General features: G+C 70.1%; 23 protein-coding genes. 11 read left to right on the top strand and 12 right to left on the bottom strand.

The annotated features are described in order from the left end of the window. The first annotated feature begins 125 nt into the window (after window positions 1-125). From ACH34W_RS24810 to ACH34W_RS24800, 3 genes are all read left to right on the top strand, one after another. The gene (locus tag ACH34W_RS24810) at window positions 126-686 is read left to right on the top strand and encodes a G5 domain-containing protein (RefSeq protein WP_395963406.1); all 561 of its coding nucleotides are present in this window, start codon (window positions 126-128) and stop codon (window positions 684-686) included. A 65-nt stretch (window positions 687-751) separates the two neighbouring features. Beyond that, window positions 752-3415 carry an AAA family ATPase gene (locus ACH34W_RS24805; protein WP_395963405.1) on the top strand — a complete coding sequence of 888 codons (2664 nt, stop codon included), beginning with the start codon at window positions 752-754 and terminating at the stop codon, window positions 3413-3415. Window positions 3416-3605: 190 nt separating this feature from the next. Beyond that, window positions 3606-4352: an SDR family NAD(P)-dependent oxidoreductase gene (locus tag ACH34W_RS24800; protein ID WP_395963404.1), complete on the top strand. Its 747-nt coding sequence runs from the start codon at window positions 3606-3608 to the stop codon at window positions 4350-4352. Window positions 4353-4396: 44 nt separating this feature from the next. Here ACH34W_RS24800 and ACH34W_RS24795 read toward each other — a convergent pair whose 3' ends face one another. From ACH34W_RS24795 to ACH34W_RS24785, 3 genes are read right to left on the bottom strand one after another with little or no spacing between them, the layout of a single operon-like run. Beyond that, a complete protein-coding gene (locus ACH34W_RS24795) occupies window positions 4397-4867 on the bottom strand; it encodes an NUDIX domain-containing protein (protein ID WP_395963403.1) in 471 nt (156 codons plus the stop codon). Window positions 4868-4871: 4 nt separating this feature from the next. Then, a complete protein-coding gene (locus tag ACH34W_RS24790; protein WP_395963402.1) occupies window positions 4872-5564 on the bottom strand; it encodes a DUF4253 domain-containing protein in 693 nt (230 codons plus the stop codon). After that, window positions 5458-7089 carry an MFS transporter gene (locus ACH34W_RS24785; RefSeq protein ID WP_395963401.1) on the bottom strand — a complete coding sequence of 544 codons (1632 nt, stop codon included), beginning with the start codon at window positions 7087-7089 and terminating at the stop codon, window positions 5458-5460. Before ACH34W_RS24785 ends, ACH34W_RS24790 begins: the two co-directional genes overlap by 107 nt. A gap of 75 nt (window positions 7090-7164) precedes the next feature. Here ACH34W_RS24785 and ACH34W_RS24780 point away from each other — a divergent pair, with 75 nt between their 5' ends. The 6 genes from ACH34W_RS24780 (at window position 7165) to ACH34W_RS24755 (ending at window position 13204) form a co-directional block, all read left to right on the top strand. Further along, window positions 7165-7926, top strand: coding sequence for a LysR family substrate-binding domain-containing protein (locus ACH34W_RS24780; RefSeq protein ID WP_395963400.1), 762 nt, complete (start codon window positions 7165-7167; stop codon window positions 7924-7926). A 41-nt stretch (window positions 7927-7967) separates the two neighbouring features. Further along, window positions 7968-8306, top strand: coding sequence for a hypothetical protein (locus ACH34W_RS24775; protein WP_395963399.1), 339 nt, complete (start codon window positions 7968-7970; stop codon window positions 8304-8306). Next, complete coding sequence (locus ACH34W_RS24770; RefSeq protein ID WP_395963398.1) at window positions 8281-9759, top strand: ATP-binding protein; 1479 nt, start codon at window positions 8281-8283, stop codon at window positions 9757-9759. Before ACH34W_RS24775 ends, ACH34W_RS24770 begins: the two co-directional genes overlap by 26 nt. Then, complete coding sequence (locus tag ACH34W_RS24765) at window positions 9756-10415, top strand: response regulator transcription factor (protein ID WP_395963397.1); 660 nt, start codon at window positions 9756-9758, stop codon at window positions 10413-10415. The genes ACH34W_RS24770 and ACH34W_RS24765 overlap by 4 nt, the downstream gene beginning before the upstream one ends. Window positions 10416-10515: 100 nt before the next feature. Then, on the top strand, window positions 10516-12021 hold the full coding sequence (locus tag ACH34W_RS24760) for an SLC13 family permease (protein ID WP_395963396.1): 1506 nt from the start codon (window positions 10516-10518) through the stop codon (window positions 12019-12021). 19 nt (window positions 12022-12040) lie between these two features. Then, window positions 12041-13204, top strand: a complete 1164-nt coding sequence (locus ACH34W_RS24755) for a glycerate kinase (protein WP_395963395.1) — start codon at window positions 12041-12043, stop codon at window positions 13202-13204. Between the two features lie 78 nt (window positions 13205-13282). Here the strand turns inward: ACH34W_RS24755 and ACH34W_RS24750 are convergent, their stop codons facing one another. Beyond that, the gene (locus ACH34W_RS24750) at window positions 13283-13873 is read right to left on the bottom strand and encodes a hypothetical protein (protein ID WP_395963394.1); all 591 of its coding nucleotides are present in this window, start codon (window positions 13871-13873) and stop codon (window positions 13283-13285) included. 165 nt (window positions 13874-14038) lie between these two features. On the opposite strand from ACH34W_RS24750, the gene ACH34W_RS24745 reads away from it, so the two are divergent. After that, entirely contained in the window at window positions 14039-14503 is a 465-nt protein-coding gene (locus tag ACH34W_RS24745; protein ID WP_395963393.1) for a hypothetical protein, read from the top strand. Window positions 14504-14510: 7 nt separating this feature from the next. Here the strand turns inward: ACH34W_RS24745 and ACH34W_RS24740 are convergent, their stop codons facing one another. The 8 genes from ACH34W_RS24740 to ACH34W_RS24705 form a co-directional block, all read right to left on the bottom strand. Continuing rightward, window positions 14511-14942 (bottom strand): hypothetical protein, encoded by a 432-nt coding sequence (locus tag ACH34W_RS24740; RefSeq protein ID WP_395963391.1) that lies wholly within the window; start codon window positions 14940-14942, stop codon window positions 14511-14513. Window positions 14943-14987: 45 nt separating this feature from the next. Next, a complete protein-coding gene (locus ACH34W_RS24735; RefSeq protein WP_395963390.1) occupies window positions 14988-16856 on the bottom strand; it encodes a helix-turn-helix domain-containing protein in 1869 nt (622 codons plus the stop codon). A gap of 67 nt (window positions 16857-16923) precedes the next feature. Beyond that, a complete protein-coding gene (locus ACH34W_RS24730; protein ID WP_395963389.1) occupies window positions 16924-17706 on the bottom strand; it encodes a 3-hydroxybutyrate dehydrogenase in 783 nt (260 codons plus the stop codon). Then, entirely contained in the window at window positions 17703-18734 is a 1032-nt protein-coding gene (locus ACH34W_RS24725; protein ID WP_395963388.1) for a branched-chain amino acid ABC transporter permease, read from the bottom strand. Before ACH34W_RS24725 ends, ACH34W_RS24730 begins: the two co-directional genes overlap by 4 nt. Continuing rightward, window positions 18731-19594 carry a branched-chain amino acid ABC transporter permease gene (locus ACH34W_RS24720; RefSeq protein WP_395963387.1) on the bottom strand — a complete coding sequence of 288 codons (864 nt, stop codon included), beginning with the start codon at window positions 19592-19594 and terminating at the stop codon, window positions 18731-18733. Before ACH34W_RS24720 ends, ACH34W_RS24725 begins: the two co-directional genes overlap by 4 nt. A 27-nt stretch (window positions 19595-19621) precedes the next feature. Continuing rightward, window positions 19622-20860 (bottom strand): ABC transporter substrate-binding protein, encoded by a 1239-nt coding sequence (locus ACH34W_RS24715; protein ID WP_395963386.1) that lies wholly within the window; start codon window positions 20858-20860, stop codon window positions 19622-19624. 27 nt (window positions 20861-20887) lie between these two features. Then, window positions 20888-21580 (bottom strand): ABC transporter ATP-binding protein, encoded by a 693-nt coding sequence (locus ACH34W_RS24710; RefSeq protein ID WP_395963385.1) that lies wholly within the window; start codon window positions 21578-21580, stop codon window positions 20888-20890. Continuing rightward, window positions 21567-22409, bottom strand: a complete 843-nt coding sequence (locus tag ACH34W_RS24705; protein WP_395963384.1) for an ABC transporter ATP-binding protein — start codon at window positions 22407-22409, stop codon at window positions 21567-21569. Before ACH34W_RS24705 ends, ACH34W_RS24710 begins: the two co-directional genes overlap by 14 nt. A gap of 585 nt (window positions 22410-22994) precedes the next feature. On the opposite strand from ACH34W_RS24705, the gene ACH34W_RS24700 reads away from it, so the two are divergent. After that, complete coding sequence (locus tag ACH34W_RS24700; protein ID WP_395963383.1) at window positions 22995-24188, top strand: tannase/feruloyl esterase family alpha/beta hydrolase; 1194 nt, start codon at window positions 22995-22997, stop codon at window positions 24186-24188. The last annotated feature ends 6 nt before the right edge of the window (window positions 24189-24194 follow it).

Genomic DNA, 24194 nt, shown 5'->3' with positions numbered 1-24194 from the left:
GACCGATGCCCCATGCCCGATGGTGACTGGGCTCATGTCCCGCCCGTTTCCCGAGGGTCAGGACCAATGACCCTGTTGGTCGAATACCTCCGGGATTAGCGTGACGCACGCGCGAAGGGGGACCGATGAAACGTGCGATTACAGCCATAATCACGGTCGGCGGCCTGTGCACACTCGGCGCATGCGGAGGGGGCACGGAAGCGGCGCCAACTACGACGGCCACGGCGAGTACGACGTCTTCCGCAGCGGCGAGCGCGGCGGTGAAAGCCACGCCGAGCACCGCAACGCGGACTATCACCGAGACCAAACCCATTTCGTTCAGGACGAGAAGAATTCAAGATCCCGCGCTGGCCAAGGGCGTCACCAAAGTGAGGACGCGCGGTGTCCCGGGCGTCAAGACGCTCACTTTCCAGGTCACTTTCATCAACGGCGCACAGTCGGCCAAGAAGCTCATGCGTCAGGTGGTCTCAAAGAAGCCGATCACCCAGGTCATCGTCGTCGGGACCAAACAGGCATCACAGTGCGATCCGAATTACAGCGGCGCCTGCGTTCCGATCGCCAGTGATGTCGACTGCGAGGGCGGCAGCGGCAACGGCCCCGCATATGTGGACGGGCCCGTTCGCGTCATCGGCACGGATATCTACGATCTGGATCGCGACGGCGACGGCATCGCCTGCGACACGTGAGTCGCCGGTCGGCAGGTAGTGCGAGAAGGACATGAAGATCTGAGACTCTTGCTACGGTTTGCGCCATGTTGGTGGGGCGGGAGCCTGAGCAGGAGCACATCACCGGACTCCTGGCCGACGCCCGGGCCGGACGGAGCGCCGCGCTGGCGATCTATGGCGAGGCCGGTATCGGCAAGTCCGCCCTCGTGGAGTTCGCGGTCACAGCGGCGCGGGACATGACCGTGATGCGTGGGATCGGGATCGAGTCCGAGGCCGAGATCCCGTTCGGCGCGTTGTTCTCGCTGCTCCATCCGCACCTCCATCACATCGAGGCGCTGCCAGGGCCGCAGGCGGCGGCGCTGCGCGGCGCGTTCGGGCTCGCCGACACCGGCGTGAGTGACCGTTTCCTGATCGGAGCGGCCACCCTGACTCTGCTCGCCGAGATCGCGGGCGACCGGCCCGTGTTGTGCGTGGTGGACGACGCGCAGTGGCTCGACCGGGCGTCGTCGGACGCACTGCAGTTCGCCGCGCGGCGGCTCGGAGCCGATCCCATCGCGATGATCTTCGCGCTGCGGGACGAGGGTGAACGTTCGCCGGTCCAGGGCATCACCGGGCTCCGGATCACCGCGCTGGGCGACGCCGACGCGGACAGGCTGCTGAACGCCCGATCACCGGGACTTGCGGCCCCGGTCGCCCAACGGGTGCTGGCCGAAGCGGCGGGCAATCCATTGGCGATCATCGAGCTCGGGGTCGACTCCGCCGCCCCGGTCGGCCCGCTGCCGGTCGCCGGCCGCATCCAGGAGGCGTTCCGGACCCGGCTTGCCGCGCTGCCCGCCGCCACGCGGTCGGTGCTGGCGGTCGCGGCGGCCGACGAGACCGCGGGGCTGAACGTGATCCTCCGTGCCGCCGCCCGGATCGGGGCCGGCGCGGCCGACCTGGACGCGGCGGAGCAGGCGCGGCTCGTGAGCTTCGCCGGGGACGAGGTGAGGTTCCGGCATCCGCTGGTCCGGTCGGTCGCCTACCAGTCCACGCCCCATCACCAGCGGATCGCGGTGCACGCCGCCCTCGCCGCCGAGCTGCCCGGCGAGCAGCACGCCGATCGCCGGGCGTGGCACCGGGCGGCGGCGGCCACAGGGCCCAACGAGGAGATCGCCGCCGAGCTGGAGCGGGCCGCGCAGCGCGCCCAGGACCGTGGCGGAACGATGGCGGTCGCCGCGGCCTACGAACGTGCGGCGCGGCTCAGCACCGACTCCGAGGGCCGGGCCCGCCGGATCGTCAACGCGGCGCGGGCGGCCTACGACGCCGGACGGCCGGCCTGGGCGGCCCGCCTCGCCGCCGAGGGAGCCGCCTCCACGAAGGACTCACGCCTGGCCGCCGAGGCGACCTTCATCCGCGCACAGGTGGAGTACGAGGCGACCTCACCGGCGGCCGACGCCGCTCTCGCGCTGGAGGCCGCGGAACTCATCACCGGCGAGGCGTCGGCGAGCATGCTGACCGAGGCGGTCTTCGCAGCCCGGGACGCCTGCGCCCACGGCCTCATGATGCGTGCCGCAGATCGCCTGGAGAAGCTGGAGCTACCCGACGACTCTCCCCAGGTCTTCATCGCCCAGGGCCTGATCGGCTGGGCCCGGCTGCTCCACGGCGAGCCGGAGCCCGCCGTTCCTGCAATGAGATCACTGGTCGGCGCCGGGCGCGCCGGTGCCTTCGACGGCTACCTTGAACGGCTGTGCGCCGCGTTCACCGGCCTGCTCATCGCGGACGACGACGTCGCCGGGACGCTTGTGGACTCCATCGCCGCGGACGCGAGGGCGGACGGGGCGCTCACCTGGCTCACGTACATCCTGGAAGTCGTGGCGCTCGGCAACATCTTGCGCGGCGAGTTCCGCGACGCCGAGACCGCCGTGGCCGAAGGCGCGTCACTCGCGGCCGACATCGGCATGGACGTGCAGAAGGCCATCTTCGACGCGATGGCGGTCTGGCTCGCGGGAATCTTCGGCGACGAGGAGAGGTGCGCGTCGACGGACCGCGCCGCGTTCCACCCGCCGGTCACCGCGCTCGCGCACTGGGGGCAGGGTCTCCTCCACCTGGCGGCAGGACGTGCCGAGGAAGCGCTCGAACGCCTCGACACCGTATGCCGAGGGCCAGCACGGTACGACGTCCTGATCCGTGCAGTACCCGACCACGTGGAGGCGGCCGTCCGCGCTGGACGGACCGACCTCGGCCGCGAACACCTGCCTGAGTTCGACCGCTGGGCCGAACAAACCAGCCGCGACCCCGTCCTCGCCCTGTCCCGGCGCTGCCACGCCCTCCTCTCCCCGGACGACGAGGCCGAAGAACACTTCGCCGCCGCCCTTCGGCTGAGCGACGGATCCCGCCCGTACGACGAGGCTCGCACCCGCCTGGTGTATGGGGAATGGCTGCGGCGCCGGCGACGCCGCACGGAGGCCGCGACCGAGCTGGCCCAGGCGCGGGACACCTTCGACAGGCTGGGCGCCACCCCCTGGGCGGCCCGGGCCCGCTCGGAACTCGGCGTACTCGGCGGCCCCTCAACCTCCAGCGCCGCAGCGCCTCACAGCCGCCTGACTCCCCAAGAGCTGCAGGTCGTACGGCTGGCCGCGGCCGGGCACAGCAACAGGGAGATCGCGGCACAGCTGTTCCTCAGTCCCCGCACGATCGGCCACCATCTCTACCGCTCGTACCGGAAGCTGGGCGTCTCCAAGCGCATCGAGCTCACCCAACTCGAGCTCTGATCAGTCAAACGACTTACCACGCCACATTCACCCTGGTCACAGCCCCGCTCACGGCAGATCAACAACAACCTTTCCCCGCAACTCAACCCCCGAGGGCCCGCCAACCCCGGCGAAGACCCGAAAGACGGCCGATGTGTGCGCGGCACCGCCATCCCTACCGTCGGAGCATCCGAACGACAAGGAGACAAAGATGCTTCTCGACAACAAGACCGCAGTGATCTACGGCGGCGGCGGTTCGATCGGCGGGGCGATGGCCCGCGCCTTCGCGGCCGAGGGAGCGAGGGTCTTCCTCGCCGGACGCACCCAGGACAAGCTCGACCAGGTCGCCGCCGACATCCGCGCCGCGAACGGCCTCGCCGAGACCGCCGTGGTGGACGCGCTCGACGAGTCGGCCGTCGACGACTACGTCGACTCGGTGGCCGCCCAGGCCGGCCGCATCGACATCTCGGCCAACGTGATCTCCACCAACGCGCTCTTCGGGCCGCTCCTGCAGATGTCCGCGGATGACTTCGCCCAATCGCTGGCCTCGATCGCCAAGACCTTCCTGATCACCACGAAGGCCGCCGCCCGGCATATGACCAAGCAGGGCTCGGGCGTGATCCTGCACTTCGGCGGCACGGACGACGTGCCGATGCCGAACATGGGCAACGTGCAGATCGGCTTCAACCTCGTCGAGAGCATGCGCCGCCAGTGGGGCTGCGAGCTGGGCCCGTCCGGCGTGCGCCTGGTGACCCTCCGCACCGGCGGCATCCCCGAGACCATGCCGGACGCCGAGGAGATCGCCCCGATGAAGCAGCAGATGGTCGACGCCACCCACCTCAAGAGAACCGCCACCCTCGCCGACGTCGGCAACGTGGCCGCGTTCGTGGCCTCCGACCGCGCCCGCACCATGACCACGACCCAGGTGAACATCTCCTGCGGCGCCCTGGTCGACTGAACGCCCCCGGCCCCTCGTTCCCGCGCAGAACGAGGGGCCGCGCCCTATCCGGCCAGTTCCCCATGCTCCAGGTAGCGGGTCGTGCCGTCCGCACGGGCCGCGCAGCCGTGAACGATCCGGCGCGCAAGACGGGCGATCGTCAGCTCGTGGATCATCTCCACGTCATGGAATCCATAGGAAGTGAGCTCAACCGGATCAAGCCGGATCCTGCCGATGTCGTCAGGCGACAGCACTCCGCCGTCGAAGACGAACAAAACCTTGTCACCCTCAGGTTGATCGGGGGCCCAGTCCGCGACCAACAGACGTCCGATCGGTGGCGCAAGGCCCAGTTCTTCCTGGACCTCACGAGCCGCCGCCTTCTTTGGGGTCTCGCCGCGTTCGATGAACCCGCCGGGAATCTCACGGAAGTCCTTGTAGGAGGGCATCACTAGCAGAACGCGATCCTTCGCATCGAAGAACAAGGCGCCTGCCGCTGCATGCGCCCGCGTAAAGCTTTCTGAGAGATCGATAGCCACAGCATCAATCCCACCAGAGGCGGACTACCTCTGCGTCGATAAGGCTGGCGGCCAGATCCGGGATCGCGTCCGCCTGATAGAGGTCCATGCCGTCGGCGCAATACGTGACGTACTCCCACGCAAAGGTGAGCGCCTCCATTTCGGTCCGGGGCGGTCGGGTCACCAGCAGTTCCAGTGCGGATCGCTCCAGACACACGAGCTCGACCCCGTAGCCCTGGTTCCAGTGCCGCAGAACCGCACCGTGCACGGCGGGTGGCGGGCAATCGTTCCGGTCGCCGTAGTCCAGTAGCGTCGGCACCTGCCAGCCATGCTCTGCCTCGACCAGCGCGACCAGCACCGGCGCAGGCCCTCCGTCTGCCAGATACGGGAGCCCAAACCCGTCGATCCGGTAGGGCTCATCAGGCCATTGATGAAGCATGCCCTCCAACTCGGACATCTCCCCGTTCAGGACCTCGGCGCCGTTCAGATCGGCCGCCTGCGCGAGCCGTGCGGCAGGGTCGGAGCGGGATGAAGGGACCGCGTCGGTCAAGACCGGCCAGAGACCTGTGCGGTCATGAGCAGCACGCAGCCGGTGCCACCAGGCGAGCGCCTCATTTCCTTCCGAGGCGAAAACCGCCATGGTGACGGCGCCCGCCAGCGGCTCCAGGTCGGGAACATCGATTCCGTGTGCCGCCAGCCTGCCCGGAAGGTCGATCATGAGCGGATCGTACTGTCGCAGACGGGCGGGTCGTGCCGTCCGCGCGGGTGGCCAGCAGCGGGACCAGTGCCAGTGCCAGCAGTGCCAGCACCGGCTGCGCGATCAGGGCGGCGGCGAACGCCTCGCTGTAGGCCACCGGGCCGGTGCCGGAGCCGAGGACGGTGAAGAACACCAGCCCGATCAGGGTGACCCCGAACGCCATCCCGACCTGCATGATCGTCTGGATGACGCCGGAGGCCGCGCCTGCGTTCTCCTCTGGGACGTCCACCAGCGCCGCGGCCACCAGCGGGCTCATGCCGAGGCCCTGGCCGAGGCCTATGACGGCCATGGACGGTGCCAGCAGCCAGCCCGTCATCTCGGCGCCGGCATTCACTGCGGTGAGCAGGAGCGCGGCGTTCCCTACGGCATTGAAGGCGTAGCCGAGGCTCAGTACGCGGTTGCCGAGCCGGGGTTGCAACTTCGGGGCGAGGAGCGAACCGATCGTGAACGTCGCCGCTAGTGGGGTGAAGGTCAGGCCCGCGTACAGGGCGGTGTGCCCGAGCCCGGCCTGGAGTTGGAGTGGCAGGAGGAAGAACAGGCCGCTGTTGCCCGCGAAGAACAGCAGCGCGACGGCGTTGCCTGCGCCGAAGCTGCGGATCTTGTAGAGCTTCGGCGGCACCAGCGGCGTGCCGCTGCGGTCAGTGACCCGCTGCTCCCACAGCAGGAAGGCCCCCAGCACCGGGACGGACAGCACCGGGAGCATGATGATCCACAACGGCCAGCCCAGCTCACGGCCCTGGATCAGCGGGAAGACCACCAGCACCAGGGCGACCGTCAGCAGGCCGACGCCGGGCACGTCCAACCGCGCCCTGGCATCGCCGGCCAGTCTGGGCAGCGTGGCCGCGGCGATCGCGATGGCGATCACGCCGACCGGCACGTCGATCAGGAAGATCGGCCGCCAGGTCAGGCCGAACAGGTTCGCGCCGATCAGCACACCGCCGATGAGCTGGCCCGCGATGGAGGCGAGCCCGATCGTCGCGCCGAACACGCTGAAGGCTTTGGCGCGCGCCCGGCCGGTGAACGCCAGTTGCAGAATGGACAGCACCTGCGGGTAGAAGATGGCCGCGCCGAGAGCCTGCATGACGCGGAACACGATCAGCGTCGCGGGGTCGGGAGCCAGTCCGCACGCCAGCGACGCCAGCGTGAACAGGCCGCCACCCAGCAGGAACATCCGCCGGTGCCCGAAGATATCGCCGAGTCGGCCGCCGGTCACCAAGACAACGCCATAGACCAGGATGTATCCCCCGATGATGAATTGGACTTCGGTGAAGCTCGCGCCCAACTCGTCGCGGATGGCCGGCGTGGCCACGTTGACGATGAAGTCATTCAGCATGGACAGGAACGTGCCTGTCATCACCGCGACGAGCATCAGCCACTGCTGAGCGGAGAGTTTCCCGGTATCGGTTTCCGCCAGTGCGGCGCCCGAGGACTGGAGCGGTCCTGCCGAACGGCTCCACGTGTCACCGCCGCGGGTCACCCAGAACATCCAGTCTCTGGAACGCCGCATCGGCGGGCGGCTGTTCGACCGCACCAGCCGCCGAGTCGAACTCACCGGCTGGGCATGCAGTTCTGGCACGACGCCAAAGAGGCCTACCAGCAGCTGGACCAGGCTTTCGAGCGGGCCAGCGCCACCGCGCGCGGTATCGACGGAGTCCTGCGCGTCGGGTTCCTCGGCTCCGGCGCGAACGAGTGGACCTCCGAACTGGTGACCGAATTCCGCACCCGGCATCCGGGCTGCGAGCTGCGGATGACCGAGGTGCACTGCGCCGACCCGCTCGGCCCGCTGCGCATCGGTGACGTGGACGTGTTGATCACCCGGTTGCCCGTAGAGGAACCGGATCTCACGGTGGGGCCGGTGTTGCTGTCGGAACCGCGGATGCTCGCGGTCCCCGTCGGCCACCCGTTCTCCAGGCGTTCCTCGGTGCCTGTGGAGGACCTGGCTCGCGTGGAGGTCATCGACATCGTGGGCCCTGCACCCGATTACTGGTGGGAGTTCCATGTCCCCACGACCACGCCGAACGGCCGACCGATCAACCGGCGGCATGGGGTGCGCACCTTCCAGGAACTGCTGACCGCCATCGCCAACGGACTGGGTGTGTCGCCGGTGGTGGAGTCGGTGTCTCGGTATTACGCGCGTCCGGACATCGTGCTGGTGCCGATGCGTGACATGCCCGCCTCCGAGGTGGCGCTGGTATGGCGCACGGCCGGGGAAACCGCCCGGGTACGCGCGTTCGCCGACGCCGCTGAGCGCGTCGTGGCCAGGCATCAGGACGAGATGATGCGCGGTCAGCCTGACCGGCTAGATGAAGAGATCTTCATCTGAGGTTCATCGACCGCTTCGCGGCTGCGAAAATACTCGAGGTCATGAGCATGAAACAACGCGTCGCGGTGCTTGGCGCGATCGTGGTGTTTCCTCTTGGGATCGCCACGGTCAGCCAGGCGCTGTCGGATGCGCCGGGGGAGCCCGCTGTTCCGCCGCGGGTCCAGGTGGGAGGCGATTCCTCCGGTTCCCCGAGCGGCATCCCGACCACCCCGAGCGGCACCCCGGCCACCAGCCCGCAAGACACGAGCGGCAGCCCGGCGCCGCCGTCCACACGGGCGCCCAAGTCCCCGGGCCCGTCAAGGCGGACGGTGGTGCCGCAGCCGCCGCCGGTGTACGACGACGACGATGGCGCCGGTGGCGACGACGGGGATGACGGCTGACCGGGGCGGGTGGCCGTGGCTGTCGGCACGCACCCGCATTCTGCTGTGGCTGATGGTCGCCATGGCGGCGGCGCTCGGCTCGGTGGCGCTGGCCGTCCGCGCGATCCTGGTCACAGAGATCGAGGCCGACGGCAGGCAGTTGCTGGAACAGGAGTCCCGCGAGTTCGAGAGGTTCGCCGAGCAGGGCACGGACCCGGCCACCGGCCGCCCGTTCACCGATGCGGACCGCCTGCTCTACACGCACCTGAGCCGCCAGTACGCCGACCACGATGAAGTGCTGCTCGGCGTGCAGGCCGACGGCACCGTGTTGCACCAGGACCGGCAGGGCCCGTACAACCTGGCCAGCGACGCGGCGGTCATGGCGCGGATCCTGAAGGCACCGGGGCCGACGGGGCGCACGTCCAGCCCGGCCGGGGAGATCCGCTGGGCGAAGGTGCGGGCCGAGCCGCGGGGCGGTGGACGGCCCGCCACGTTCGTCATCGCCTATTTCATCGACCGCGACTTCGCCGAGGTCACCCGGACGATGCAGGTGATGGGCACGGTGTCGGGGGTCGCGCTGCTGGGCGGGGCGGGGATCGCCTGGGTGGTGTCGGGGCGGATCCTGGCTCCGGTACGGCTGGTCCGCCGGACCGCCGCCGAGATCACCGAGCAGGACCTGGCCCGGCGCATCCCCGTGCACCGGCGCGACGACGTGGGTGAGCTGGCCGCCACGTTCAACGCCATGCTCGACCGTCTTGACCAGGCGTTCAGCACGCAGCGGCGCTTTCTCGACGACGCCGGGCACGAGCTGCGCACCCCCATCACGATCGTGCGCGGGCACCTGGAGGTGATGGGCGACGATCCGCAGGAGCGGGAGGAGACGCTGCGGCTGGTCACCGACGAGCTGGACCGCATGAGCCGCATCGTCGAGGACCTGCTGCTGCTGGCCAAGGCCGAACGTCCCGACTTCGTCGAAGTCCAGCAGATCCCGCTCATGGAACTGACCAGCGACATCTACGCCAAGGTGCGGGCGCTGGGCGATCGCGAGTGGGTGCTGGACGGCATCGGCGAGGCCGAGGTGCGCGTGGACCCGCAGCGCGTCACCCAGGCGGTGGTGCAGCTGGCGCACAACGCCGTCCAGCACACCGAGCCCGGGGGCCGGATACTCGTCGGGTCGGCGGTGGACGACGGCCGGGTGCGGCTGTGGGTCGCCGATTCCGGGCCCGGCGTCCATCCCGACGACGCGGAACGGATCTTCCAGCGGTTCGCGCACGGCAGCGCGGCGTTCGCGCACGGCGGCGCGGCGCGGCAACCGCGGAAGGGACCGGGCGCCGGGCTGGGGCTGGCGATCGTGACGGCGATCGCGTCCGGTCACGGCGGCACCGTACGGCTCGACAGCGCGCCCGGCCGGGGCGCCCGGTTCGAGCTCGACCTGCCCCGGGCGGGGCGCGAGAGACAGGGGGCCCACGAGTGAACAGGATCCTCATCGTCGAGGACGAGGAGCGGATCGCGGCCTTCATCGAGAAGGGGCTGCGGGCCAACGGGTTCAGCACGTCGGTGGCCGAGGACGGAGAGATGGCCCTCGACTTCGCCTGCACCCTCGACTTCGACCTGATCCTGCTGGACATCGGGCTGCCGGGCAAGGACGGCTTCACGGTGCTGCGGGCGCTGCGCGAGGCTCAGGTCACCACGCCCGTGATCGTGCTGACCGCCCGCGACTCGGTGCAGGACACCGTGGCGGGCCTGGAGGGCGGCGCGGACGACTGGATGACCAAGCCGTTCCGGTTCGAGGAGCTGCTGGCACGGGTGCGGCTGCGGCTGCGCGGCGCCGCCCGGGCGCCTGAGGTGACCGTGCTGCGCTCCGGCGACCTCGCACTCGACCTGCGGACGCGGCGCGCCAGGTCGGAGGACCGCACCGTGGATCTGACGTCGCGCGAGTTCGTCCTGCTGGAGCTGTTCCTGCGGCATCCCGGGCAGGTGCTGTCACGCGAGCAAATCCTGTCGCATGTGTGGGGCTACGACTTCGACCCCGGTTCCAACATTGTCGACGTCTACGTGCGGGCGCTGCGCAGGAAGCTGGGCGACCACCGCGTCGAGACCGTGCGCGGCATGGGGTACCGCCTGCCCTGACCGATCAGATGAAGATCGGCTCATCAACCGTTCATGAACGCCTCACCGCCCGTCCAGATGATCGAAATGTCCGATCGGAAGGCGACGCGGGGAGGCATGGGTGGCGGTGGAATCGGGCCCGACGGCGGTGGCCCGGAGTGGATGGGCACGGGCTGGATGGGCGCGGGCTGGATGGGCGCGGGCTGGATGGGCGCGGCACGTTCTGCTCGGCACGGCGGCCGTGGCGGTCTGCGTTGCGATCGCCTTCGGGCCCGGCGCGGACCTGAGCGGGGAGGGGCGCGTCACGCTGGCGGTGTTCGCGGTCGCGACGCTGCTGTGGATGTTCAGCCCGGTCGACGACGCGTACGTGGCGCTGACCGCCGGGCTCGTCCTGGTGGTCACGCAGGTCCTGGAGCCGGACGTGCTGTTCGGCAGCCTCGGCGAGCCGACGATCTGGCTGCTGATCTGCGCGTTCGTGATCGCCTCCGGGGTGTCGCGGACGGGGCTGGCGACCAGGGCGGCGGCGTTCTTCGTGTCCGGGGCCGGCACCGTACGGCAGCTGGTCCATCTGACCACGGCGGCGCTGGTCGCCAGCGCGTTCGCCGTCCCGGCGACCTCGGGCAGGGCCGCGCTGGCTCTGCCGGTGTTCGTGGCGCTGGCCAGGGCGCTGGGCGGCCGTCGCCGGGTGGTGCTCGCACTGGCGCTGGTCTTCCCAACGGTGATCTTGCTGTCGGCCGTCGCCACGCTCATCGGCGCGGGCGCCCACCTGATCACGGCCGAGATGCTGGCGCACGCCACCGGTGAGCGCATCGGGTTCGTGCACTGGCTGCTGCTCGGCACGCCGCTGGCTTTCGTCTCCTCGCACGTGGCCGCCGAGCTGATCCTTCTGATGACCACAAGCCGTGCGGACCGCCGGGTTCCGGTGCACGTCAGCGCCGAGGAGATCGGCGAGGCGGCGGAGGTCAGGGTGACCGGGCCGCTCACCGATCCGCAGGCGCGCGCGGCCGCGTTGCTGGGCGTGGTCGTCGTGCTGTGGTGCAGCGAGCCGCTGCACGGCGTTCCGCCGGCGGTGGTGGCGCTGATCGGAACGATCGTGACCGTGTCGCCGTGGCTGGGGACGATCCGGATGAAGGACGCGCTGGCGACCATCCCGTGGACGTTGCTGCTGTTCCTGGCCGCCACCACGGCCATGGGGTTCGCGCTGACCTCGTCCGGCGCCGCCGCGTGGCTGGGCCGCGCGGTGTTCGGCCCGGTCATCGGCTCGGGGGCGCCGCCCGCCTGGCTGTTCCTGGGTGCCGTCGTCGCCGTGAGCACCCTGGCCCACCTGGTGCTCCAGTCGCGGTCGGCGCGGTCCGGCGTGCTGGTCCCCTTGGTGATCACGGCGGCGGTGAGCGCGGGGGTCGCCCCGGCGGCGGCCGCGTTCGCCTCGACGGCGGCGGCCGGGTTCTGCCAGACCCTGCCGTCCTCGGCCAAGCCGGTGGCGCTGTTCCACACGGTGGACGGCGCCGTCACCTACACCTCCCGTGACCTGCTGCGGACTTCGGCGGTGCTCGCACCGGTCACGGCCGCGCTGGTGTTCGTCTTCGCCCTGCTGGTGTGGCCGCTGCTCGGCCTGCCCGTCCGCTGACCCATCGAAGGAGCTCTAGTTGCGCATCGTCATCGCCCCAAGCGGGTTCAAGGAGTCGCTGACCGCCGACGAGGTCGCGGCCGGGATCGCCCGCGGGGTCCGCCGCGTCGTGCCGGACGCCTCGATCGCCACGATCCCGCTGGTGGACGGGGGTGAGGGGTCGGCGCGGGCCCTGGCGGCGGCGACCGGCGGACGGGTCGTCCCGCACCGGGTCACCGGCCCGGTGGGGGCGCCGGTGGACGCCCACTTCGCGGTCCTGGACGGGCCGGGTCCGCGTACCGCCGTGGTCGAGATGGCCGCGGCTGCGGGGCTGCGGCTGGTGCCCCGCGACGCGCGCGATCCGGGACTGACGACGACATACGGCGTCGGCGAGCTGATCGGCGCGGCGCTGGACGCGGGAGTCGATCGTGTCCTGGTCGGCTGCGGCGACTCCGGCACGTCCGACGGCGGCGCGGGGGCGTTGCGGGCGCTCGGGATCCGCCTGCTGGACACCGCCGGGCGGGAGCTCGCCTCGGGCGGGGCCGTGCTGGAACGTCTTGATCGCATCGACGCGTCCGGGCTCGATCCCCGCCTGGCCAAGGTTGAGCTTCTGGTCGCGTGCAACCCGTTCAACGTGTTGTGCGGCGAGGACGGCGTCGCCCGCGTGTACGGGCCGCAGAAGGGGGCCACGGCCGCCCAGGTCGAGTTGCTCGATCGAGCCCTGTGCCGATGGGCCCGGGTTCTGGAACGCGACCTCGGCCCGACCGGCGTCGACCTGCGTACCGGCCTGGGGACGGGCGCGTCGGGCGGCCTCGGCGCCGGGCTCGCCGCCATCGGGGCGCGCCTGCTGCCCCGCTTCGAGGTGCTGCTCGAACAGGTGGACCTCGACCGGCTGCTCGCCGGCGCCGATCTGGTCATCACCGCCGAGGGGACGATCGACCGGCAGACCTCGCGAGGGAAGATCCCGGCCGAAGTGGCCCGCCGCGCCAAACGGTACGGCAGGCCCGTCCTCGCCCTGGCCGGGACCATCGGCCCGGACGCCCACCTTGTCTACGGCAGCGGCATCGACGCGTTCGCGGGGATCTTGCCCGGGCCGATGCCGCTCGCCGAGGCCATCTCGCGCGGCGAGGAGATCCTCGCCGACGGAGCGGAGCGGGCGCTGCGCATGGTCCTGCTGGGCACGGCGCTCACCCCCGTGGCGTGACCGGACTGCGCCCGACGCCGCGGCTGCGGAGAACAGGGGCGCGCCAGGCACCTATTCGGCCGGTGCGGTTGGCTGGGTCTACGCGGCTTCAGGGTGTGTCAGCACCGAGCCTTGCGCCGGGCCTGGGTTGGCCCCGCCGGTGGCTGAGCCGGTCTGCTGCGCCGCCGCCGCGGCCTCCTCCGGCCCGCAGAACGACTCGGTGAACGCGTCGACCGCTTCGCCGCGCGCCTTCTTCGCGCGGGCGCCCAGGCAGAGCGAGGTCACCTTCTTCGCCGGTCCAGCGCCGGTCTGCGCGTTCGTGGCGTTGGCGAACCGTTCACGCTGGCGGCAGTGGAACGCGAGGTCGAAATCGAGCGCGGGATCGCCCTGAGCCGCCCGTGCGTTCACCGCCTCGCACGTGTTGCTGTTGAGAACGGCCGGTTGCTCGCCGCGGGCTCTGGCGGCCTGCCGCTCCAGTTCGAGGGCGGCGAATTCGACCTGGTCACACTGTTTGGCTGCGCCGACGTCCACGGCCTGCCCGGCCGAGATCTGCTGCTGTACTTGCGCGCAGGCGGCCGAAGACGTACCGGCCACCAATCCTGCGAAGCGCTGCTCCCCCGAGTCGCACGCCGCCGTTCCCGCCAGGCACAGGACCCCCAGCAGGCCGGCCACCAGTCTGGTACTCCGCACGAATTCGCTCCTTCCACGGGCGATCTCCGCCCGTTCTACGGAGCTCTCCAGCGCGAAGGTTCATCCCTTAAATCGCTGGTCCTGGCCCGCGACCCCCTGCCATCCCCTGCCGGCCCCGGGACGACCATGGCGGAACCGGGCAGGGCATGAAAACATCTGATCTTCATGGAGGAATTGGTCCTGCGTCCCAAGCTCACCACCCGGGTGGCGCCCGCTTGTATTTTCGTGGCGCTGTCTCCGACCCTCTGGTTCCCCGGCTCTGTTGTGCACAGCCTGGCGGGAGACTCAGCCGTGGGCAAAGCGGTCCTCCGCGTCTCGATCCTCATGATCCTCGTCGCTGGATTGCTGGTGGTCTCACGCGCCTATCGCCTTGCCGCCATTTGCCGCCCCGGCGAGATCACCATCCGCGGCTCCCTGCGCACCATCCGCATTCCGACCGCGTCCATCATCGCCTTCGATGTCTCCGACGCCAGCATCCGCTGGAAAGATTCCGAGGGAATCCCGCGCCAGGCCAAGGTGGGCGCCTTCCAATCGAGCTCCCGGACACCGCAGTCGGTCCGCGAGCACAACAAGAAATCCATGGAACAGATGCGCAGCTGGTGGCAGGCCACCCGGCAGCGAACAAAATGACCGACTTTCACGGCCCGCGTTCGAACTGTGCGATGTATCGCAAGGCGCGTTCCCATGGATCGAACGCAAAGAGATGCCGGGGCCGGTGGTTGTAGCGGGCGCAGTAGTCACCGAGGTTGATGGGGATCGGGCGTGGCTGGAAGTCGGCGTCTGGTTCGGCGGCACGTGTGACGGCCAGCAATTCGGACTGCAAGGTCCATCCGTCATGGTCGAACGCCCACGTGCCGTCCGTGACGTAGACGTGGCTCGGGTCTTTTGCTCCACATGGCCAGAGGCCGACGGGATAAAATCCGGCCTCCGGATGCTTCTCCAAGAACGCGTACGCAAGGATGTGGCACGCTCCGGCGGCAAAGAACGCCGTGTCGCCCCGGTTCCACGAGAGCAGCTGATCGCGCCGTTCTTCGGCAGTGCGCCTGAAGCCCGCACTTGGTCGATACACATTGGTCAGCCTACGGACGGCGAGGCCGGACTCTGGCGAGTGCGGCTAGAGGGCGGTGCGGAGGCGGTTTAGACGTAGGGCTAGCTGGAGCTCCAGGGAGCGGTCCGGCGACTGCCAGTCTTCGCCTAGGAGTTGCGCCACGCGGTCTAGGCGTTGGGTGACCGTGTTGACGTGGATGTGAAGGCGTTCGGCGGATCTGGAGAGGCTGCAACCTGCGGCGAAGTAGGTCTCCAAGGTTTGGATCAAGGCGGTGCCGCGGCGTTCGTCATAGGCGAGGACGGGGCCCAGGGCGGACGACAGGAACGCCGGTACGTCGCGGCCGTCGCCGACCAGGAGGCCCACGAAGCCGAGTTCGTCCGAGCTCGCGCCGTCGCCGGAACGGCCTAGGGAGAGCAGCGCCTCGGCGCAACGCTCGGCTTCGCGGTGGGCGGGGGCGATGTCGGTGGGTGTGTCGAGCGGGCCGGCGGCACCGGCGGTGGCGGGTCCGCCCAGGGCCGCCGACAGGTCCCGGGCCACCTGGCGGGCTTCGGGCCCGGGACTCGTGCCGGGCAGCAACAGGATCACCTCGTCACCGCGGGCGGCGACCAGGCCCTGGCGCAGGGCGGCATGGGACGTGGCCCAGAACGCGGCGCGCTGGCGGTCGCCGTTGTGGCGGGCCACGACGAGGATGTGCGGGGCGGTGAGGTCCACGCCGACGAGCTTGGCGCGGTCGCGGAGGGCCTCCTGGTCGGCGCGGCCCGCGAGGAGGTCGTTGAGGAGTTCGCCGCGAACGCGGCCTTCGGCTTCGGCGACGCTGCGGCGGAAGAGGAGGAGCAGGGCGGTCACGAGGGCGGCACGTTCGAGGATGCGCTGGTCGGGGTCGGGCATGTCGTCGGACGTACGGAGGACGAGGGTGCCCAGAGCCTCGGCTCCGGCAGCCATGGAGGTGACCCACAGGCCACCGCGTTGAACGGTGCGGCCGAGGGACCGGGAGGCGGTCGCGGCGGCTTCGATGTCGGCCTCGTTCAGGTCACCGGCTTCGCCCAGGGCCGCCAGGCGACGGCCTTCCGCGTCCAGGACGACCAAGGCGCCGCCCAGGACGTCCGTGACCACTGCCGCCACGTCCTCGACGCCGCCGCCTCGAACCACCAGAGCCGTCATGCGGTCGTGGGCTTGGGCGGCTCGTTCCACCGCCGTGCTGCGGGCCTGGATGAGCTTGTTGGCGGAGGAGAGCTCGTCCAGGGCGGCCCGGGTCTCTTCCAGGAGCCGGGCGTTGTCGATGGCGATGGCGGCGTGGGCTGCCAGCGAGCCGAGGAGCGTCACTTCTTCCTGTACGAAGGGGCGGGCACTGCGGTTGGCCGCGTACAGAACGCCTATGACGCGGCCGCCCAGGCGCATGGGGACGCCGAGGATGGCCACGAGGCCTTCTTCGCCCACGGCGCTGTCGATGAACGACAGGTGATGGAAGCGTTCGTCCGCCGGGTAATCGGCGCTGGTGTAGGGCGTCGCGGTCTGGGCCACCAGGCCGCCCAGGCCGGCGCCCATGGGGAGACGGAGGGCACGGAACGCCGCCGACACCGAGCCGTCGGTCACGCGCATGAACGTGTCGCCGCGTTCGTCATCGTTCAAGGTCATGTACGAGATGTCGGCGTGCAGGAGGCGGCGGGCACGGCGGACGATCGCCTCCAGCACCGCGTCGAGGTCGCGCAGCCCGGCGAGGTCGCTCGCGGTGTCGAAGAGGGCCGACAGCTCCGCCTCCCGGCGGGCGCGGCGCTCCAGGAGCGTCCGCACCCGCAGGGCGGCGAGCTTGGTCCGTTCGAGCTCGGCCAGTTCCTCCGGCGGCGCGCCGGCGGCGCGGGCTTCCAGGAGCGGGGCCTCGAACTCGACTGGGGAGGCCTCCCGGGCGAGCAGTTCGAGGAAGATGGCGCAGGTCATGGTCCGACCATTGTCGATGACATCGCCGGTGACATGCTCAGTGCGGGCATTCTCAGTGCGCGCATTCTCAGTGCGCCGTCCAGCCGCCGTCGATGGCGAACGAGGCGCCGGTCACCATCGCCGCGGCCGGCGAGCACAGATAGGCGACCATCTCGGCGACCTCCTCCGGCTCGATCAGGCGCCGGACGGCCGCGCGGGCGAGCATGATCTTCTCCAGGACCTCGGCGGGCGGCAGGTCGTGCGCGGCTGCCTGGTCGGCGATCTGGGCCTCGACCAGTGGTGTGCGCACGTACGCGGGATTCACGCAGTTCGAGGTCACGCCGTGGGCGGCGCCTTCGAGGGCGAAGACCTTGGAGAGGCCCTCGAGCGCGTGCTTGGCCGTCACGTACGCGACCTTGTAGGGCGAGGCGCGCAGGCCGTGGATCGACGAGACGTTGACGATCCGGCCCCAGCCGCGCGCGTACATGCCGGGGAGCACCCGGCGGCCCAGCCGGAACGGCGCCTCCACCATGATCCGCATGATCTGGGCGAACGTGTCGGGCGGGAACTCGGTGACCGGCGCCACATGCTGGACCCCGGCGTTGTTGACCACGATGTCCGCGTCACCGAAGTCCAGCGCGTCGATGGCCGCCATGTCGGACAGGTCGGCGGCGAGCGCGGCCGCGCCGATCTCGGCGGCGGTCGCGCGGGCCACGTCGGCCCGGATGTCCACGATGGTCACCTGGGCGCCGGCGGCGGCGAGCCGGGCCGCGCAGGCGCGCCCGATCCCGCTCGCCCCGCCGGTCACCAGCGCCCGCCGTCCCGAGAGGTCCAGGCCCTCCCCCGAACGGGCCGTGCTCGTCGCTGTCACCGCGCGGTCACTTCCTGCCGGTCCGGCGCCTCAGCCTGACCGGCCGCCGTGTCCGTCCCCGCAGCGTCCGTCCCCGTGGACGGGCTCCGCTGGGCGGTGCGGGCGGCGATGAGGTCACGGGCCGTACCCCAGACTCCGCGCCGGAACACCAGCACGATCACCACGAAGATGCCGCCGGTGACCAGCCCGGTCTCGGTGAAGCCCGCGGTGGCCAGGTAGTCGTTCAGCTCGACGATCAGCGCCGCGCCGATCGCGCCGCCCCACAACGTGCCGATGCCGCCGAGGACGACCGCCATCACGGCCTGGCCGGACGTCGTCCAGTAGACCTCGTGCAACGAAGCGAAGCCGTGGCTGATGGCATAGAGGCCGCCGGCAAGTCCCGACAGCCCAGCCGAGAGAACGAACGCCAGCAGTTTGTAGCGTTCGACCGGATAGCCGAGCGCTTGCGCGCGCGCCGGGTTGTCGCGGATTGACACCAGAACGCGACCGAACGGCGAACGCACGATCCGCCAAACCGCGAAGAGCCCGAGCAGAACGAACGGCAGGCCCGCGTAGTAGAAGAAGAACGGGTCCGACAGATCCACCCCGAAAAACTCCCGGGGCACGCCCTGCAGACCGTTCTCTCCTCCCGTCAGGTCACGCCATTGGTTGACCACGAAATAGACCATCTGGGCGAACGCGAGCGTCACCATGGCGAAGTAGATGCCGCGCAGCCGTACCGACAGATAGCCGATCGGCACGGCGAGCACCGCCGCGAAAAGCGCACCACCCAGCACCGCCACCGGGAACGGCACACCCCAGTGCACCGCGATCAGCCCGGCGGCGTACGCGGCGCCGCCCCAGAACGCGGCATGCCCGAACGACAACAGCCCCGTGAAGCCGAGCAGCAGGTCGAGCGCCGCTGCGAACAACGCCCAGCAGGCGATGTCCATCGCGACCGGCGGATAGATCATCCAGGGCAGCGCGAACGCGGCGACCAGCCCGAACAGCAGGAGGACCGGCCGCGCGGCCAGCTTGGAAAGGATCACGACATCGCCTCCTCGCGGCCGAAGAGGCCGGCCGGTCGCCACAGGAGCACGGCGGCCATCAGGATGAAGACCAGGGTCTGCGACAGCGCGGGCACGTACAGATTGCCCAGCGCCGACACCAGCCCGATCGCGAAGCCCGCCGTGACCGATCCGAAGATCGAACCCAGCCCGCCGATCACGACCACCGCGAACACCGTGATGATCAGGTCGGCGCCCATCAGCGGGTTGACCGCGCGCATCGGAGCGGCGAGCACGCCCGCCAGCCCGGCCAGCGCGATGCCGAAGCCGAACACCGGCGTGACCCAGCGGCCGACGTCGATACCGAGGGCCCGGGTGAGCTCGGGCTTCTCGGTCGCCGCGCGCACGATCATGCCGACCCGGGTGCGGGTGAGCGCGAGCCAGACCAGCGCGCAGACCGCCAGCGACATCGCCAGCACGAAGACCTGGTACGTCGGGTAGGTGAAGAGCCCGAGGTCGAGCGAGCCCGACAGCGCCGACGGCCGCGGATAGGGCTGCGACTGCACCCCGTACCGGCTCTTGATCAGGTCCTGCAGGATCAGCGTGAGGCCGAACGTGAAGAGGAAGTTGTAGAGCGGATCGAGCGGGGCGAGGCGCCGGATGAACAGCCGTTCCAGCACGACGCCCACCACGCCGAGCACGACCGGCACCGCGAACAGCGCGACCCAGAAGTTCACGCCGAACGAGTCCAGCAGGACGAAGGCGCCGAACGCGCCGAGCATGTAGAACGCGCCGTGGGCGAAGTTGACGACGCCCAACATCCCGAAGATGACGGCGAGCCCCAGGGCGAGCAGGGCGAAGAACGCCCCGCCCACCAGGCCGTTGAAGGCCTGTTCGAGCATGATGACCTCCCTACGAGGGCGGGGCGGCTAGAGCTTGCAGGCGGGGTCGGGCTTCTGGAACGCCTGGTCGGCCGGGATGGTCTTGAGGACCTTCTCGTAGTCCCAGGGCTCCTTGACCTCGCTGGACGGCTTGACCTGGGCGAGCGCCACGTCGTGCAGGAGCAGGTGGTCCTGGGCGCGGATGGTGGCGTTCTTGGCGAAGACGTCCTCGAACTTGTGGCCTTCGAGCTGCTTGACCACGTCGTCGGACTTGTCGGTTCCGGCGCGCTGCACGGCGTCGAGGTACTGGAGCGCCGCGCTGTAGTTGGCGGCGTGCGCGAACGTCGGCCGCTTGCCGGTCTTGGCGAGGAACTTGTCGGCCCAGGCCCGGTTGCCCTGGTCGGCGTTCCAGTACCAGGGGTCGGTGAACTTCGTCCCGGCCAGCGCGTCCGCGCCCAGCGAGTGGATGTCGGTGAGGAACATCAGCCCGACCGCGAGCCCGATGCCCTTGTCGCGCAGCTTGTACTCGTTGTACTGCTTCACCAGGTTGACGAGGTCGCCCCCGGCCTGCATGGTGCCGAGCACCTGCGGCTTGGGGTTCAGCCCCGGGGCCTTGAGCAGGAACGTGGAGAAGTTGTCGTTCGGGAACGGCGCCGGGTCGCTCTTCACGATCTTGCCGCCCGCGCCCAGGACCGCCGCGGAGAAGCTCTTGTTCATGTCCTGGCCGAACGCGTAGTCCGGATAGACGACGTACCAGTTCTTGGCGCCGTCCTTGGTCACCGTGTCGCCGGTGCCGTGCGCCAGCATGTACGTGTTGTAGCCGTAGTGGAACGTGTACTTGTTGCAGTTCGCGCCCTCCAGCGCGGTGGTCGCGGCGCCGATGTCGAGGAAGACCTTCTTCTTGGTCTTGGCGATGTTGGCCACGGCCAGGGCCGCCGAGGACGTCGGGACGTCCATGATCGTGTCGGCCTTCTGCCGGTCGTACAGCTCCTGCGCCTTGGAATTGGCGATGTCGGGCTTGTTCTGGTGGTCGGCCGCGATGACGTCGATCTTCTCGGTGACGGCCTTGTCGCCGTACTTGGCCTTGTAGTCGGCGACGGCCATCTTGACCGCCTCGACGCTGTTCTTGCCGGACAGGTCGGCGTAGATGGCCGACTGGTCGTTGAGGACGGCGAGCACCACCTTGCCGTCGCTGATCTTGCCGCCGCTCCCGCCCGGCCCGCCCCCGCAGCCCGCCAGCATCGTTCCCGCCGCGGCCACGGCGGCCGCGCGTCCCAGTGCCTTCATCCGCGTTTCTCCTAAGTCCGGTGGGTCTCAGATTCCGAGGTGTTCGAGGAGCTCGCCCTCGCGGGCCTTCATCTCGTCGTTGTCGAGCGACTCGACGATCCGGCCCTCGGCGAGCAGGTAGTGGCGGTCGGCGACGGTCGCGGCGAAGTGCACGTTCTGCTCGATGAGCAGCACGGTCACGCCCTGTGCCTTGACCTCGCGGAGGATGTCGCCGATCTGCCGGACGATCAGCGGGGACAGGCCCTCGGTGGGCTCGTCGCACAGCAGCAGCCGCGCGCCCATGCGCAGCACCCGGGCGAGGGCGAGCATCTGCTGCTCGCCTCCGGAGAGCTTCGTCCCGGGAAAACCGCGCCGGTCCTTCAGTCGCGGGAAGGTCTCGTACACCCGTTCCAGCGACCACGGATCGGGCCCGACGCGCGGCGGGAGGGTGAGGTTCTCCTCGACGCTGAGCGTGGCGTAGATGCCGCGGTCGTCCGGCACGTACCCGAGGCCGCGCCGCACCCGCCGGTGCACCGCCAGCCGCGTGACGTCCTCGTCGACGAACGAGACGCGCCCCTCGGCACGCCCGTGCATGCCCATCACGCACCGCAGCAGCGTGGTCTTGCCCGCGCCGTTGCGGCCGACCAGCGTGACGATCTCGCCCTCGCGCACCTCCAGGTCGGCCTCGCGCAGGACCTGCGCCTCGCCGTACCAGGCCGACAATCCCTCAATCCGCAACATGCGCGTCCCCTCCCCCGGCGGAGTCCGCCGCTCCTCCGGCCTTCGTCGCTCCTCCGGCTTCCTCCGCTCCCCCGGTCTCCGCCGGTGCCTCGCCGAGGTAGGCGGCGATGACCCGCGGGTCGTCGCGGATCTGGTCGTACGGCCCTTCGGCCAGCACGCGGCCGTTCTGCAGGACCGTGACCTGGTCGGCGAGCCGCGAGACGACGTTCATGTTGTGCTCGACGAGCACGACCGTCCGTCCTTGCCGCACCTTCTGGACGAGGTCCACGGTCCGGTCGATGTCCTCGACGCCCATCCCCGCCGTGGGCTCGTCGAGCAGCAGCACCTTGGGGTCGAGGGCCAGGGCGAGCGCCAGTTCCAGGGCCCGCTTGCGCCCGTACGCGAGCGTCCCCGCCGGGGTGTGCGCCTGCGCGGCCAGCCCCACCTGGTCGAGCAGTTCCATGGCACGCGCCGAGAACCGATCCAGCGCACGTTCCGAACGCCAGAACCGCCAAGTGATCCCGCTGCCGCCGGCAAGTGCCAGCTGCAGATGCTCCCGCGGGGTGAGCTGCGCGAAGAGGCTCGTGATCTGGAACGAGCGGGCCACGCCGAGCCGCGCCACCTGTTCGGGCCGCCGCCCGGTGAGGTTGCGGTCACCGAGCTGGATCCGGCCGGCGCTGGGTTTGAGGAATCCGGTGAGCAGGTTGAACAGCGTGGTCTTGCCCGCGCCGTTCGGGCCGACCAGCGCGTGCACACTGCCGTCCGCCACGTCCAGGTCCACGCCGTCCACGGCGCGGAACCCGCGGAACTCCTTCACCAGGCCCTGTGCACGCAGAACAGGACCGTCCATGCGGCCTCCTCCGGATAGCGGGGTGGCCCGGAGCCACAACTCCGGGGTGTGACGCAGGACACTAAGTCGCGTTCCGGGACCGTTCCATGTGGGTTCAACACACAATCCAGCGCGAAAACACGGGGCTAACCCACATCACACCGAGGTCAGGAGCCCTTACACATCTCTCGACAGCTCGCTATGTGGCTCCGCCACGTAGAAAGGCCCCACCTGGCCTCAATATGGTGCCGCCGACCTGGAGACAGTCCGCAGAAGGCAGTGCTGCCTCGCCGACGCGAGGGTCCCTCACCTGGCGACAAACGACATTCGAACGCGGCGCAATGTGGCGTCCGGCCACGTGGCCCACGTCACCACACCTCAGCACCATGAGGGCGGAACTCCCCACCCCTAGGAGCCGCCATGAAACCGCCCCGCCCCCAATCGGCCCCGAGCAGCATCGTGGCAGGCCTTGCTCTCGGCCTGGCTCTAGCCGCAGCAGCAGTAATAGCCCCCGCACCAAGCCACGCGGCGGCGCCGGGAAACGCAGGGTGTGGCGCGGTCCGGGTGCCGGGAGCGGAGAGGCAGGTCAGCGCTTGTCTGGACGACTTGACCACGGCTGGGACGGTCGCGTCCGGGCACACCATTCCGGCTGACTGGGCAGGGCTGCATCCGGCCGGGGCCCGGAATCCGACCGGTGTACGGGGCGTGCAGGTCGACGGGTACTTCCCTGACACCTCGACGTTCAACGCGGCGCACGGCTGGAACCATGACTCGCAGTTCGTGATCCGCCTGCCGGCGCGCTGGAACGGCGGGCTCGTCGTGGCCGGGTCACCGGGTGTTCGGGGGCAGTACGCGAACGACTTCACGATCTCCGACTGGGCCCTGGCCAAGGGTTATGCCTACGCCGCGACCGACAAGGGGAACGTGGGCGCGACGTTCTACCGGGACGGCGCCCGGCCCGGAGACGCCATCGCCGAGTGGAACCACCGCCTCACCCAGCTCACCAAGGCCGCCAAGAAGGCGGTCGCGAGCCACTACAGGCGACCGGCCCGCCGCACCTATGCCGCAGGCGTCTCCAACGGCGGCTACCTCGTGCGCTGGCAGCTCGAAAACCACCCCGGGCTGTACGACGGCGGCGTCGACTGGGAAGGCACCCTCTGGCGAGCGCACGGTCCGAATCTGCTGACGTTCCTCCCGCGCGCGCTACGCGGATATGCGGCGGGAGACACCGCGGAGGTCCAGGCAGCGGGCTTCCCGGCGGACTCATCCTTCCTGTGGGACTTCCATTTCAAGGTCTACTGGGACCTCACGCAGCGCATCTACCGTGAGGAGCTCGATCCCGCGTACGACGGCTCCACTGAGGCGGGAACTCCGTTCTGCGCGTCCGGCACGCCTGCCTGCGACGCCGACTACGACTACGCGTCACGGCCGCGCTCGGTGCGCAAGGCGGTCCAGAAGATCTCGCTGAACGGACGCATCGGCCGCCCGCTCATCACCCTGCACGGCACGCTGGACACGCTACTGCCGATCTCTCTCGACTCCGACGTGTACGAACGGCTCGTGCGCACGCGGGGCCGGGACCGGCTGCACCGGTACTACCGGATCGAGGGCGGCAACCATGTGGACGGGTTGGCCGCTGTACAGGGTTCTGCGCGGATCCGGCCGATCCTGCCGTGCTTCCGCAGCGCGTTCACCGCGTTGGAAGGCTGGACGACGGGGGGCGAGGCTCCGCCGCCTGACGCCACTCTCCCCCGCCCTGCGACCGGGGACCTGCCGAACGAGTGCTCGCTGGCACGTTGAAGCCGG

It is taken from the genome of Actinomadura sp. 6N118 (assembly GCF_044326415.1).
Taxonomy (GTDB): domain Bacteria; phylum Actinomycetota; class Actinomycetes; order Streptosporangiales; family Streptosporangiaceae; genus Spirillospora.
Note: the sequence above shows the minus strand (reverse complement) of the source record. Positions and strands in the feature narration are given on the sequence as shown.